Raw genomic sequence first — 13,813 nt, forward strand, 5'->3', positions numbered from 1 at the left:
TCAATAATTTAAAGGACAAACTCAATCAATGTCTACTTTTCCCATAAAGGTTGCTTTAGCAGATAAAGGAATATATTACTTACTTGAGGGAAGTACCAAAACTGCAACAAAACCTTCAACCAGTTCTCAACCAACAGCTATTAAATCATTATTCCAAGCTACTGGAAAACCAATCTTAACTAAAGAAGGTAATGTTGGTAAATGAAATAAGAGTTGAAAAACATTTAATTGTTACAGGAACTGGTGTTGGTATTTATTAAACGACTAAATCTGAACAAGAAGAATAAAGTTAAATCAATTTCAGCTGATACCCCAAAACAAAAAACAATCCATAACTACTCTTTTGGCTGGAGTAAAGTTATTGGGAGCAACTACCGAAAATGATACTGCGTAGACAGAAAGATGAAAAGTTTTAAACAAGAGCATAATGCTAAAGAACCTGCTATTCCTTGAAAAATAGAAGATTGAAGCAACAAGAAAAAACTGCTGAGTGATTAACAAAATTTAAAAAATTATGCAAAAGCGGAAGTGTAAGTGGAAAATGACAGTAATCTTCTTTGCAAAGCAGTAAATAAATATTGCGCTAAACAAATTGCTAATAGTGTGAAAAGTCTAAATCTCAGAAGGCCAACTTAAAAGAAAATAAATTTTAAAAATCAATGACTAGTTGACTAGTTTGAAATGCAGGATTATTAGTTGCTATTTCTAGCATAGGTGCTGTTGGTGGAGGTATTAATAATTTAATTAATAAACAAAAAGTTGAAATTCCTGAAGAGATCATAGTTCTTGTTGAAAAACCAAAAACATTAACAGAAACAATTCCAGATGTGCCGCAAAAACAAACTCCTGCGACTGGTGTTCGAACTTCTGGTTTTTGCAGAATGCTGAGATGAAGTTTGCCACATCATACACTTAAAGATGAAGAAAAATGCAAAAAACGACTTGAAATACGATTGGGCCGAAGTTCAAGAACAACTAATATCAATCAAAATAATAGAAGTTAAATAATTTAAATTAATATGACTAGTCAGCTAGTCAAAATCTTAAAAATCTAATTTGCTATCTCCCTTATGCTGGGGCCGAAAAAGGTTATTTAGCAAGTAAGTTAAAATAGTTTCGCAGATGAGAAAAGAAGCAAAAGTAGCTATCAAGACAAATACGAAATGGGTAGCGGAGGATGTCCTTTTTGCTTGCCAAAAACTTAAAGGGGTTATAGGTTTGTATTCTTTGGATCAAGAACAATGTAAAGAAAAACTGCGAGAAAGAGTGGGGGCAAAAGTTTAGCAGAAGGAAAATTTATTTTGGATTACTCTAACCATACAGAAATAAGGCCAAAATTATCTAAACTGAAGCTCACTCTAGTAAGTCTTGGTACAATGGCAGTTATTGGGTTACTAACTTCAGGAATTCATAGTATCCCTCCAAACCAAAGAGTATCAAATATTACTAATAGATCAGTAGGTAAACAACCTATTTCCTTCCTACTAAGCTCTGAAAACCTTAAACTACTAACCAAAAATCAAGACAACAAAACTAAATGAAACCCTAAATGACAAAAGTTTAGATCAACACACAGAGCAGATAACACATATACACCTGCACCACCATGAGGCTTTAAAGACTGAAATAATATTAAGAACAGTATTGATGCTCCTGAAGAATTTAAAGATTTATGTAAAAGAAATGGCAGTAAAGAAGTATTTAATGAAAACGACTTACTCTACCTAAACGTAAAAGATTTTTGTTCAGAAAACAAATAAAGACTATTATTTACTAAAAGCTGTGGGAAAGTTGGATTGTTGTTTCTCTTTAAGGAACAAAGACAACAAGGAAGGCATTTCAAAGAATTAAGTTACTTTAATTAATATGGCTGGTTGGCTGGTTTGAAATACAGCAATATTAACAGTCTTTACAGGTCTTGGTGTTCTTGGAGGAAGTATCAATAACTTAGTTAATAAACAAGAAGTCGAAGAGATAGAGAATTCTGAAGACCCAGAAGAATTAATTACAGAAGTAACTTTCGCACCAAGAAGGCCAATACCTAATAAAGTGGTGCGCCAAACTGGCTTTTGTCAATGACTACATTGAAATGGTAAGACAAAACAAAGAAGAAGGAATGAAGATTGATGCAGAAAACAAATGGAAAAGAATGGATGAATAGAAAAAATTAATAAATAATCCCTTATTAATTTACAAAAGTAATTCTAAATTCCTAAAATCACTAACAAACCTAAATAGTTAATCATACTTTAAAGCTTGCTTTAGTAGGTGCTGGAATATCAAATGTAATTAGTATTTCTCTTTATTTCAAATCTAGTAATACTGAAATAACTAGTGAAACCAAAACTAAATCAATTCCTGAATTCTTAAAGGAAGATGGTTTGCAATTAATTAAAGAACCAAATAACGGTGAATGAACTAATAAATGAGGTGCTTTCATAGATGCACACCAAAAGGCAGATCCACAAGGCATATGAAAGATTTCAGACTGAAAAAACAAAAAAGCACAAAGATCAAATGTTCCCCAAGAATTCAAAACCAATTGTAGTAATAATGGCTCCAAACAAGTAGTTGATAAGAAAGAAGGTATCTATCAAAAAGTAAAAAGTTATTGTACTAAACCTCTACCTGCAACACCTACCAAAAGATAATGCCTAGTTTACTTGCAAAATCATTAATAGCAATTATTATTGCAACCACTATTAGTGGTTCTGCTGCTTTAATATCTAGAAAACTAGCACTTAAAGAAATACCAATAACTGAATTACTACAAAAAGATTCAAAAACATTACTTACTTCAAGAGATAATGACGATATTTGAAAAAGAGCTTGACAAGCATTCATAGATGCTCATAACAACAAAGCTTCTCCAAATGGTATATGAAGTGTTGATTCTTGAGAAACTACCAAAAATGACAGAAATACTGTTCCTCAAAAATTCAAAAATAATTGTTCAACAAATGGATCAAAAAAAGTAAAGGATAGAAATGATCCATTATACGTAGCAGTATTAAGTTACTGTACTAAATAAGATATACAAATTAACTATTTCAAATAATTGTGTTACAAGAAACAAAATAACATATGGCAATTAATCCTACTCTGAAGATGGCTTCAATTGCTGTGGGTGCTGGGGGAGTAGTTACAGGTGGTGCTATTGGAATTTACAATCACATAAATAAACCTGCTGAAGGAGTGAAGGAGTCTATTGATTCTTCCACAAAGACACCTTTAGATACGCCCCCTTCACCAACTAAAGTAAATAAACAATCAATTGCTAGTTTATTTGAAGGAAGTAAAAAAGAATTACTAGAGGCAAGTAAAGATGCTGAAAAATGAAACCAAAACTGAACTTCCTTTAAATCAAAATACAACAAAAACAACATTGCAACTTCATCTTGAAAATTTGATCATAATTGAGATACAACTCCAGATAACACTGCTCCTGAAGCGTTTAAACAAAAATGCCTAGCTAACAGCAAAACAGAAGTCGAAAACAAAAATAACGAACTATTTAAAGAAGTAGAGCAATACTGTACTAAAGATAAAGGATAATGACAGGCTCTTCCTTGAAAATAGCTTCAATTGTTCTTGGTACAGGTGGTGTAGTAACTGGATTAGGCGTTGGTATTCATCAAATGTCTAAGCCTGCCAAAGCAATAGAGAATAAAGAAACTACACCCCTAACTGCTGTTCCTCCTAAAGATCCAGAATCAAAATTAATTACTGATTTACTTAAAGAAGATAATTTAGAGCTTATCCAAAATGGAGACGATGAGGCAACAATATGAAAACCAAAATGAAAGGCTTTTAAAGCAAAATATGAAACAATAAAGGCTAGATGAGAAATATCAAATTGAGACGAAATAAGTGGGCAAGAAGATTCAACTCCTCAAGCTTTCAAAACAAAATGTAATGAAATTGGAACTAAGCAAAAAGTTAATGACAAACAAGCAGAAATCTATAAAGAAATAAGTCTTTACTGTACCAAAAAGAAAAGTGGTTAATATACCTGCAAAAGCTTTAGCTATTGGAGGTGGTGTTGCTACTGTTGCCGGTGGTGGCATAACTTATTTAGTAATTAGTAACAAACAAGATACTCCTACCAAACAAATAACACCTATTACTAAATTAACAAAAGCAAAGAAAATTAAATCCTTATTGGGGGCTCGTAAGCGCTTGTTAAGAAAAGAAAGTGGAGATAACAATAATTGAAAACAAAGATGAACAAGTTTCAAACAAGCCTATAGTGCAAAAGATCCAAGTGAAATTCATGCATCTTGAAGATTTAACAATTGAGGTGCGTCAAAATTACTAGACGATGTTCAAGAAGAATTTCAAAACAAATGCATAAATAATAGTGAAGATAACGTAGAGCAAGATACAGATCCAAGAGTTACTGCAATCAAAACTTACTGTACAACAGACCAATAAAATGACTGGTCCAATTAAAGCTCTTATAGGTGGGGCGGTAGGAGCTACTGCAATTGGAGGAGGTGCAACTTACTTTATTATCAACAACCAAAAACAACCAACTAAAGTCACAGATACTCCTAAAGAGGCACAACCAGCCCCAAAACCATCAATAGTTCAGTCATTATCACAAGATAAAGAATTACTTAATATTAGTGGAAGTGATCCAAAATGGAACGAAAATTGAGGCACATTTAAAGCATCATATGCCGGAAAGTATACTACTAATTCAGCATGGACTTTTGAAAACTGGGATACTTTACAACGCGATGTTAATGCTCCTGAAGCATTTAAACAAAAATGTCAAACTAATAGTGGCAAACCTAGAGAAAATAATGATACATTATTACAAGAAGTAGAAAAATTCTGTGCTAAAGACAAAAATAAAAATCCTGGTTAATTAAATTTATTGTGGCTGGCTGGCTGGCTGGCTAAAGGAATAATAATTTCAACTATAGTTTTAGGTTCTGGTGTTGCAGGTGGTAGTATTGGATATTTAACTAACAAAGAAGAAAAACAAGAACCTCCTACAGTTAAAATTGAAACTATTACTAATAAAGTAGAAAAAACAAAACAAACTATCAGAGTACCAAAAGACTTTAGTTTTTGTAGATGATTACACTGAAATAATTGAACTAAAGATAGAAAAAAGAAAGAACACTGATGCAAAAAACAAATGGAAAAAGAATATATTATTGTCTACAAATAACACACTCAAACATTACAAAACAACTTTAAATTTAGTTTAAATTACAAAAATAATAATTATTAATTACAACAATCTTTACAAGAAAAGAATAATTAAATATTAATCGAATGGCAGTTAGTCCTACTTTAAAGATTGCTTCAATAGCCGTTGGAGCGGGAGGAATAGTTACCGGTGGTGCTGTTGGTATCCACAATTATTTATCTAAATCTAATGAAGAAGGAAAGAAGGAAGATAGTGCTACCTTATTGCCTGAAAAGGATGAAAAACAAACAATAACTCCGGTTCAAAAATCAATAGCACAATCTTTGCCAGAAAATAAAGTTCTACTTGTGGCTGAGGAGAGTAATGATCAATGGAATACAAATTGAGGTACATTCAAAACAGCATACTCTCAGAATCATGCTAGTGATCCATTATGAACTTTCAGCAATTGAGATGAATTACAACGTGAAAACGAAAATGTTGCACCACAAGCATTTAAAGACAGATGCAAGACTAACGGTGGTAAATCTCGAGAAAATAATGACAAGCTTTTTGGGGAAATTCAAAAATATTGCACTAAAGACAAAAGTTCTGGCTAATTAATAATCATTCGAAAATATAGTGACTAAATAGTTAATATGGCAAATTCAATTTCAAAAATAGCTCTAGCTGGACTTGGAGTAACTGGTATTGCTGGGGGCGTGGGGGCTAGTATTCATTATTCATCTCAAAGCAAAAAAGAAACAATAGATAATACCACTAAACATTCCATAATAAGCTTACTATCTTCAGAAGGTAGACAATTATTAACAAAAGGTCAAAATACAGAAAAATGAAAATCACTTTGAACTTCCTTTAAAGAGAAATACAAAACTGACCCTGTCACAATTCCTGTAGCTCCTTGGAATTTTGAAAATTGAGATAGCTTGAAAAATGAAGAAAATGCTCCAAATGACTTTCAAGACAAATGCATAAATAATAGTAAAGGAGATGTTGAAAGTGTTAACGATGAACTATACCAAACAATCAAAACTTACTGTACAGCAGAAAAACAATCAATTAAATCCATATTAAGTAGTAAGAGAAAATCAATACTTGAAAAAACAACAGGAAATAAATCAAAATGAGACAAAAACTGAGGTGTATTTAAGGCTGACTATGCAACTTTAAATTCGCCATCATGAACCTTTGAAGAATGAGAAACAAAATATAAATCTCTTGATGCTGCTCCAGAAGATTTTCAAAATAAATGTTCAAAAAATAGTGATGAAGAAGTAATTGACGAACATGACAAACTATACAAGGAAATAGTTAAATATTGTGTAGATGGCGATTAATCCGACTCTGAAGCTGGCCTCAATTGCTATAGGTGCTGGGGGAGTAGTTACAGGTGGTGCTATTGGAATTTACAATCACATAAATAAACCTGCTGAAGGAGTGAAGGAGCATATTGAACCTTCTTCAAAAGCACCAGTTGATGCCTCTGTAGTTAAAAAAGCAGTTTCTGAATGGCTTAAAGGCACAAACCTAGAATTATTGTCAGAAACAGATAATAAAGATCAAGCATGAACACCAAAATGAGAATTATTCAAAAGAGAACATACAACCGATCCAACTGGAGATTGAAAAATAGAAAATTGAACTACTGTTAAAGAAAACGATACAGGATTCGATAAATTTAAAGGGCTATGTTTAACGCATGGACAAAAAGAAATAGAAGAAACTAATCCTATTCTTGAAAAAATAAAGAAATACTGTACAAAATCAACTAGCCCAACACCATAATAAACATGGCAATTAATACTGCCTTAAAAATAACACTTACAACTGTAGGTTTAGGAGGGGCTGTAACAGGTGCTAGTATTGGGGCTTACAATCATTTTTCTAAATCAAACAATAAAGAGCAAGAAAGCAAGAATACTAATGTTACAAAAACTTATTCCATTACTTCCTTATTAAAGGATAATAAGTTGGAGTTAATTTCTCCAACCGACGACAAAGTCAGTGTTTGAACTCCAAAATACAATCAATTCAAAAATGACCATACATCCAAAGTCCCTACAGGAATTTGAACAATAGAGCACTGAGATAGAGTAAAGGATCAAGATGAAGGATTAGATACCTTTAAGGAATTATGTGAGATTAATGGAAAAAATAATGTTGAAAACAATAAATCAGAAGTTTACAAGCAAGTAGAAAAGTATTGTACAAAACCATTAACACAAATACCAAGTGAGCAAAGCTAGAGTAGTTATTCCTGGTATCCTAAGTAGCTTATTGGCAACCTTAGGAATACTTAATCTTTCATCTTCAAAACAAGAAGGCATCACGCCTTCTATGGAGCTTACTGGAGCTAGTGAAGAAGCCAAACAAATACTACAAAAAATAAATGACTATAGCTTCAAGCTATTTATGCCATGCAATGTAGGTACGGGATGAATTCTAGACTACATAATTCCAGAAGATGGAAGCTATCCTACTACTTGATTTATTGCTACTAATGCACACGTAGTAAGTAGATACAAATTTAAAGAAGCAACATACGGTCAAGAAATACCAGACTACACTAAAGGAGCTATGAGAATTCCAGATAATGTAACTATGGATTATTCACAAGTAGACTTATTTACTGGTCTATCTTGTACATTAGCAGATAACTTTGGTTTCAATGGCTTTAACTTATCAAAAGAAAGTACAGGAAAACAGTTCAATAGTAATAGAGATGCTGTATCTATGAATCACATTAAACCTCCTAAATTATTCTATGTACCAACTAATTTCTTAGGCCAAAGAGAATCTATCCCTTACACTAATTACCAAAAAGACTTTGCTGTATTAGAGATTGAATTCACTAGCCCTGATATAGCTCAAAAACTAACTAATAACTTCCATAACAAATACTACAACAAAGGCAATGCATTAAACCTATTTGATGATGATTTACTTACTAAGAATAGACAAGGCATTATAGATCCAGATCTTGATTATTATTCCTTTGCATATCCTTCTGAAAGAGGCAAAACCTTTAATGCTTCAACTAACTACAATACAAGAAATAATAGAGCCTCACAATTAACTTACACTCATCCTCAATATAGCTTTATTAATGAAAATAACCAATTAATTAGAGGACATGCAAATTCTTCAGAACTAGAAAAAACAAGTACAGGCTCCAAAACAAATTGAAATAATAAGTCTATGCATAATATAGGCTACCATTATGTACTAGATAACATGAATATGACCGCTGGTTCTTCGGGAGGAATATTTGCAGACAAACACGGAAATATATTAGGTATTAATAGACTACATGATCCTCATAACAAACATGCCTTTATTGAACCTCTAAGATCTGCTGGAGCTATGGTTGATGGTAAAGAAGTATTACCTAAATATGACTTAATTAGGGGTGTAGATGGTCAAGTATCCTCATATAAATCTCAACTTGAAAAATATCATAATGGCAAAAGAACCTTCCTTTCCGAAAGGGGCTGAAAATAATGAATAATAAAGTTATTTCTTCCATCCTTGGAGTAGGTGTGCTAATTGGAGGTTGATATCTTTATCCAAACAATTCAATACTAGAACCAGAATTCCAGAATGTTTTTGGGGAAAATAAAGCATTCTTTCAAAATTCTTTTGATACTGATATTGAAGAGAAAGTAGCTAATATTGCTTTAGTTAATGATGGAGAAGCGGGCAGAAAAGCAATTGAAAGAATAGATAATCATACTTTCAAATTCCTAACTTCTTGTGACGTTGGAACTGGATGAGTATTAGATTATCTTGTTCCTGAAAATGGTGGATATCCAACAACATGATTTTTTGCAACTAATGCACATGTCATTCAAAACTTTCAATTCTCAAGTAATCCATATGAACAAGAATTGCCAATAAGCTTAGATGCAGTCAAAAGTTTAAGAAATAAGCATACAAAAACAAATTCAAAACTATTTGACACTAATGCATGTAATGAATCAAAAAGAACTGGTTACAGTGGATTTAATTTAGCTACAGGAGATACTGGATCAACAAATGAAAGAGATAAAGACGGCATTTCCTCTTCTGGTATGAAAGAACCAAAGTTATTCTATATTCCTATTAATTTCCTAGGTAAATCAGGTCGAAAATGAGAAGCTCCAGGCAATGCTGACTATTACAAAGATTTTGCAGTAATTGAAATTGAGTTTGAAAGTGTAGAGGCTGCAAAAGCAGCAACTAATGGTTTCTATGACAAATACAAACCAAGTACTGATGAAGGATTAGATTTATCTAAAGACGAACTTATGAGCCAATATGATTTGAACGAATTGGCCCTTCTTAACACTAACTTCTATTCTTTAGGATATCCAGATCTCGAGAATCAAGGTCAAAGATTTGCAAAGAGAGATAATTTAGACAAAATAACTGGTAGCGCTTCTTTAATTAGTTTTGGTATTGAAGGCACTCCTTTAATAGGTAATAATAACAAATTACCTATTAAAGGTCACATAAGTGCTAATGGTAGAGAAATACAAAACCCAAATTCAGCACTAATTTGAAATGGTAAGAAAATGTATAGCATTGGTTATGAATACTTAATTAGCAATATGTCTATGGGTTCTGGTGCTTCTGGCTCGTTAGTTACTGATAAAGATGGCAATGTGCTGGGAATATATAGCAACCATTATGCAGCTATTAATCATGGTGTAGTAGTTCCTTTAAGATCATCTGGTATTAAGGATATTCAACCTCAATATGATTTAATTAGAGGCGCTAATGGTCAAAAAAGCTCTTTCAGACAGCAAATTGAAAAGTATTACAAAGGAAGAAATACTTACCTTAAATCTAAAGGTTGAAAATAATTAGTCTTTCTTTTTAGGATTTTCTTCAATAGCACATATTCCCCTATATTCTGAATACTTATCTGGATAATTTCCTTTTTCAGACAATTTCTTTTCGTCTAAATCTTTACAATAATTTTCATATCTTTTCAAAAATTCTGATTTATCTACCTTTCAAGAATTTAAAGCTATACCTAAATTTTTAGCTCAGTTTTCTGCACCTCCTCCGATTGCTTCTAATCAATTACTTCCGGTATTACTATGTAAATCACTATAACTTTTATTGTATTTTTCCTCCATTTCTTTTTTGCTAATTTTTCTGTATCCTTCATGTACTAATTTCTCTGAAAACTTAGAATAAGGCTTTTTGTGACAAAAATTATTAACATTTTTTACTAAAGCATTCTTAGGACTAGTCTGCAAAGAAGTTTCACATCAAGTTTGATAAGCTTTTGCTCTTTCCTCTAAAGTATCATTTGTAGCTCCTATTAATCCTCAGAATTTATCATTTCCCTGAACAGCTGTTGCAGTTTGATATTCTTCAAGTTTTGTCATCAAGTCATCAATCTTATTTCCATTTCTTACCATTTGTCCCTTTACTGTTTGAACATTGTCTATACATCACTTATTAGCTTTTTCAATATCAGAAGAATAATCAGTCTTTTTGAAAGCTTTAGTACAATAGTCCTTTATTACTTTTCAATAATCGTTCTCTAAAGTATCACTTGAAACAGTAAAGATATCTTTGAAATTTCCCCTATTTTCTTCATAAATAGATTTTCATAGAGCTTCATCTTCTGTCTTGGCTAACTTAAAACCCTGTCACTCTAAATACTTACCTAAATTGGCTGGTTTTAAAAAAAATACGTAACCAGCCATTGCTCCACCTGCGGACAAGCAGGCGGAAACAATGCTCGCTAAAGAACTAGTTTTCATTTTTCTTTACATTAGGACCTTCCTTAGCACAAATACCTCTATATTCAGAATATTTCTTAAGATAATTTCCTTCATCAAAAAGAGTTAATTTGTCTCCCGCTTCACAATATTTTTTATAGTTTTCTACAAATTTCTCCTTTGTAATTTTCCACGTATCTGCCCTTAAATCAAAAGAAGTAACTCATTTGTCTGAACCCCCACCAATTGCCTCTAATCAATTACTTCCAGTATTTTTTTGTAATTGATCTACTTTAAGTGTTGTATATTGTGCATCAATATCTTCATCACTTAACCTTACATATCCATCATGTAACAATTTTTCACTAAAGTTTGAATAAGATTTCTTATGACAAAAACTATCTACATTCTTAACTAAATCATCTTTAGGTTGCGAATTCAAAGATTCTGTACATCACCTTTGATAAGCTTTTGCTCTTTCCTCTAAAGTATCATTTGTAGCTCCTATTAATCCTCAGAATTTATCATTTCCCTGAACGGCGGCGGCTGTTTTAAATTGCGCCTCCTCTGTCATCATGTCATCCACTTTAAGTTTATTTTTGATCATCTGACCTTTAACTGTCTTTACATTATCTACACATAACTTCTTAGCGTTCTCAATACCATTATTATCGTAATCAGCTTTTGGTATAGCTTCAGAACAATATTTTTTTATTCTTCTTCATTTTTCATCTCCCTCCTCATTAGGAAAAAGAGTCTTAAAATGTTCTTGATTTTCCTCATAAATTGATTGCCATAAAGCATCATTATCTGTGGATGCTAAAGTAAGTCCTTGTCACTTTAGATATTCTCCAAGATTCTTAGGTCTTAGAAAGATATATCCTACCACCGCTCCACCTGCAGACAGGCAGGCGGCAATGATACTAGTTATAGAGCTGGTCTTCATATTTTCTTATTTTTAAAATAACAATAAATAATAGCTATCCCCTAATTCACTTTAGTACATTCTTTTTCAAATTTTTTAAACTCTGTATCTCCCAAATATAACTCATCTTTCTGGGTATTACATTCTTCTTTATTAGCTTGAAACTTATCCTTACCTAATTTATCCTCATAAGTTAAAGCACAATAAGCTTTGAAATTCAAGAAATCATTACTTGTGGCTCCTTCAAAAGCTTTACTATAAATTTCTCTACATGCATCTTTCATTGTTTCAATCTTTCAAGTTTCTTTAGCTTTAGTTAGTTTAAGACTATCTCCATGTATTTTTCCTTCCTTTAACTTGCCTCACTTCTCTTTTCAAAAGTCTTCTTTACTTAAATCTAATAAAGACTGCTTAAATTTAGTTTCAATATTCAACTTAACTCCAAAATCATCTCCGTATACCAAATAACTAGCTAATACACTAAGTGATCCTATTAAACCTAAAAGTCCAAGAGACTTTAGGCTCACATTTATTTAAGACAGTACCTATTGAAATGGCTTGTTTTGATTTTTTCATGAATTTTTTTAGACATTTTTCTACACCACTTAAATAAATCATCTTTTGCAATATCTTCATTTTTTTGAGACTTAATAACCTCCAATTCCAAAATAGAATGTTTTGCTTCTTTAAATACCTTCCAATTTAGTTCTTCTTTTTTAGAAACCATGTCTTTATTTAGCAGTTTTCTATCTAAGACGTTCAATGAGCAATAATTTCGAAAATCTCTATATTCATCGGACTTTTTTTCAGTATAAATAGATGCATATATTTCTTTACACCCCTGCTTAAATAAAAGTTTTGATTTTTCTTCATCGCCTGCCTTCTTTTTTTCAAAAGCCTCCCTTAAAGTCTTACTCTTAATGTCTTCAGTTGATACCCTGAAAGTAGTTCATTTTGAGTCTCACTCGCCTGTATCCATAATTACTGCATCCGAAAAGGCTATACCTATAGAATTTTGTGAAACGTTTGGAAAAAGAAAATAAGTTCCTGCTAATACTGATCCAGTAATCACAACTGATATGGTGGGCTTTAAAAAACTATACACTTACTTCTTGGGGTTAATAGGTCTTGAACAAATACCCCTATACTCTGAATACTTACTTGGATAACCGTCTTTCTCGAATAACTTTTTAACATCTCCGCTTCCGCAATAACTTTTATATTGTTCTTCAAACTTTTTCCTTTCTATCTTTCAGTTTCCTTTCGTTATGCCTAAATTTGGAATTCAATTTTGAGGACCACCTCCAATTGCCTCTAATATATTACTTCCAGTATTTTCACGTAATTGTTCTACTTTAAGTTCGTCGTATTTTTTCTTTATCTCTTCATCATTGAGGCGAACATATCCATCATGAGTTAATTTGTCTTTGAAATTGGAATAAGGTTTTTTACGACAAAATGTATCTACATTACCTACTAAATCATCTTTAGGTTTTTCCTTTAAAGAAGAATCACATCATGTCTGATAAACATTAGCCCTATCATTTAAATCCTTGCCATCAACTCCAATTAATTTTCAAAAATTCTCATTTCCCTGAACAACGGCAGCTGTTTTGAATTGATCCACTTCCGTCATTAAGTCATTAACATTTTTCCCTTGTCTTATTAGCTGCCCTCTTACGGTACGTACATTATCAACACATCATTTAGTAGCTTTTTCAATATCAGAAGAATAATCAGTCTTTTTGAAAGCTTTAGTACAATAGTCCTTTATTACTTTTCACTGATCTGTCTCAGTAGAAGAAAAATCACTATTGAAATTATCTTTATTCTCATCATAAATGGACTTCCACAAATTATCTTCTGTGATTGAAGCTAACTTAAGACCTTGCCACTCTAAGTATTTCTCTAAACTCCTTGGCTTTAAAAATATATATCCCGCCATTGCTCCACCTGCAGACAGGCAGGCGGCAACAATGCTCGCTAAAGAACTAGTTTTCATGTTGC

The 13,813-nt window shown here is 32.1% G+C and carries 23 protein-coding genes; 18 read left to right on the top strand and 5 right to left on the bottom strand.

Annotated features, from left to right (window positions below; all coding sequences use genetic code 4):
- Positions 1-28: 28 nt before the first annotated feature.
- The 18 genes from A6V39_RS01395 (at position 29) to A6V39_RS01480 (ending at position 10,008) form a co-directional block, all read left to right on the top strand.
- Positions 29-268 carry a hypothetical protein gene (locus tag A6V39_RS01395; RefSeq protein WP_187149891.1) on the top strand — a complete coding sequence of 80 codons (240 nt, stop codon included), beginning with the start codon at positions 29-31 and terminating at the stop codon, positions 266-268.
- 391 nt (positions 269-659) lie between these two features.
- Complete coding sequence (locus tag A6V39_RS01400; RefSeq protein ID WP_187149892.1) at positions 660-1,004, top strand: hypothetical protein; 345 nt, start codon at positions 660-662, stop codon at positions 1,002-1,004.
- Positions 1,005-1,122: 118 nt separating this feature from the next.
- On the top strand, positions 1,123-1,284 hold the full coding sequence (locus A6V39_RS01405) for a hypothetical protein (RefSeq protein WP_187149893.1): 162 nt from the start codon (positions 1,123-1,125) through the stop codon (positions 1,282-1,284).
- Between the two features lie 92 nt (positions 1,285-1,376).
- Positions 1,377-1,760, top strand: a complete 384-nt coding sequence (locus A6V39_RS01410) for a hypothetical protein (protein ID WP_187149894.1) — start codon at positions 1,377-1,379, stop codon at positions 1,758-1,760.
- Positions 1,761-1,866: 106 nt separating this feature from the next.
- Complete coding sequence (locus A6V39_RS01415; RefSeq protein WP_187149895.1) at positions 1,867-2,178, top strand: hypothetical protein; 312 nt, start codon at positions 1,867-1,869, stop codon at positions 2,176-2,178.
- Between the two features lie 203 nt (positions 2,179-2,381).
- Positions 2,382-2,651: a hypothetical protein gene (locus A6V39_RS01420; RefSeq protein WP_187149896.1), complete on the top strand. Its 270-nt coding sequence runs from the start codon at positions 2,382-2,384 to the stop codon at positions 2,649-2,651.
- Positions 2,651-3,031: a hypothetical protein gene (locus tag A6V39_RS01425; protein WP_187149897.1), complete on the top strand. Its 381-nt coding sequence runs from the start codon at positions 2,651-2,653 to the stop codon at positions 3,029-3,031. Before A6V39_RS01420 ends, A6V39_RS01425 begins: the two co-directional genes overlap by 1 nt.
- Positions 3,032-3,084: 53 nt before the next feature.
- Entirely contained in the window at positions 3,085-3,555 is a 471-nt protein-coding gene (locus A6V39_RS01430; RefSeq protein WP_187149898.1) for a hypothetical protein, read from the top strand.
- The gene (locus A6V39_RS01435; protein ID WP_187149899.1) at positions 3,555-4,007 is read left to right on the top strand and encodes a hypothetical protein; all 453 of its coding nucleotides are present in this window, start codon (positions 3,555-3,557) and stop codon (positions 4,005-4,007) included. The genes A6V39_RS01430 and A6V39_RS01435 overlap by 1 nt, the downstream gene beginning before the upstream one ends.
- Positions 4,000-4,434, top strand: coding sequence for a hypothetical protein (locus A6V39_RS01440; protein WP_187149900.1), 435 nt, complete (start codon positions 4,000-4,002; stop codon positions 4,432-4,434). Before A6V39_RS01435 ends, A6V39_RS01440 begins: the two co-directional genes overlap by 8 nt.
- A gap of 1 nt (position 4,435) precedes the next feature.
- Positions 4,436-4,873 (top strand): hypothetical protein, encoded by a 438-nt coding sequence (locus A6V39_RS01445; protein ID WP_187149901.1) that lies wholly within the window; start codon positions 4,436-4,438, stop codon positions 4,871-4,873.
- 9 nt (positions 4,874-4,882) lie between these two features.
- Positions 4,883-5,182, top strand: a complete 300-nt coding sequence (locus A6V39_RS01450; protein WP_187149902.1) for a hypothetical protein — start codon at positions 4,883-4,885, stop codon at positions 5,180-5,182.
- Positions 5,183-5,289: 107 nt separating this feature from the next.
- Positions 5,290-5,763, top strand: coding sequence for a hypothetical protein (locus tag A6V39_RS01455; RefSeq protein ID WP_187149903.1), 474 nt, complete (start codon positions 5,290-5,292; stop codon positions 5,761-5,763).
- A 39-nt stretch (positions 5,764-5,802) separates the two neighbouring features.
- Positions 5,803-6,501: a hypothetical protein gene (locus A6V39_RS01460; RefSeq protein ID WP_187149904.1), complete on the top strand. Its 699-nt coding sequence runs from the start codon at positions 5,803-5,805 to the stop codon at positions 6,499-6,501.
- Positions 6,491-6,949, top strand: a complete 459-nt coding sequence (locus A6V39_RS01465) for a hypothetical protein (RefSeq protein ID WP_187149905.1) — start codon at positions 6,491-6,493, stop codon at positions 6,947-6,949. Before A6V39_RS01460 ends, A6V39_RS01465 begins: the two co-directional genes overlap by 11 nt.
- A gap of 5 nt (positions 6,950-6,954) precedes the next feature.
- Positions 6,955-7,410: a hypothetical protein gene (locus A6V39_RS01470; protein WP_187149906.1), complete on the top strand. Its 456-nt coding sequence runs from the start codon at positions 6,955-6,957 to the stop codon at positions 7,408-7,410.
- Complete coding sequence (locus tag A6V39_RS01475) at positions 7,397-8,665, top strand: MIP family Ig-specific serine endopeptidase (protein ID WP_187149907.1); 1,269 nt, start codon at positions 7,397-7,399, stop codon at positions 8,663-8,665. The genes A6V39_RS01470 and A6V39_RS01475 overlap by 14 nt, the downstream gene beginning before the upstream one ends.
- Positions 8,665-10,008 carry an MIP family Ig-specific serine endopeptidase gene (locus A6V39_RS01480; protein WP_187149908.1) on the top strand — a complete coding sequence of 448 codons (1,344 nt, stop codon included), beginning with the start codon at positions 8,665-8,667 and terminating at the stop codon, positions 10,006-10,008. The genes A6V39_RS01475 and A6V39_RS01480 overlap by 1 nt, the downstream gene beginning before the upstream one ends.
- On the opposite strand, the gene A6V39_RS01485 is transcribed toward A6V39_RS01480, so the two are convergent.
- Genes A6V39_RS01485 through A6V39_RS01505 form a run of 5 tightly spaced genes read right to left on the bottom strand, consistent with a single transcriptional unit; the run spans position 10,009 to position 13,808 of the window.
- Positions 10,009-10,923: a hypothetical protein gene (locus A6V39_RS01485; RefSeq protein ID WP_187149909.1), complete on the bottom strand. Its 915-nt coding sequence runs from the start codon at positions 10,921-10,923 to the stop codon at positions 10,009-10,011.
- Positions 10,913-11,827, bottom strand: a complete 915-nt coding sequence (locus A6V39_RS01490; RefSeq protein WP_187149910.1) for a hypothetical protein — start codon at positions 11,825-11,827, stop codon at positions 10,913-10,915. Before A6V39_RS01490 ends, A6V39_RS01485 begins: the two co-directional genes overlap by 11 nt.
- A 41-nt stretch (positions 11,828-11,868) precedes the next feature.
- Entirely contained in the window at positions 11,869-12,333 is a 465-nt protein-coding gene (locus A6V39_RS01495; protein WP_187149911.1) for a hypothetical protein, read from the bottom strand.
- Positions 12,334-12,335: 2 nt separating this feature from the next.
- A complete protein-coding gene (locus A6V39_RS01500; RefSeq protein WP_187149912.1) occupies positions 12,336-12,878 on the bottom strand; it encodes a hypothetical protein in 543 nt (180 codons plus the stop codon).
- 33 nt (positions 12,879-12,911) lie between these two features.
- Positions 12,912-13,808 carry a hypothetical protein gene (locus A6V39_RS01505; RefSeq protein WP_187149913.1) on the bottom strand — a complete coding sequence of 299 codons (897 nt, stop codon included), beginning with the start codon at positions 13,806-13,808 and terminating at the stop codon, positions 12,912-12,914.
- Positions 13,809-13,813 lie beyond the last annotated feature (5 nt).

This window comes from Candidatus Mycoplasma haematobovis (assembly GCF_001645765.1).
GTDB lineage: Bacteria > Bacillota_I > Bacilli_A > Mycoplasmatales > Mycoplasmoidaceae > Eperythrozoon_B > Eperythrozoon_B haematobovis.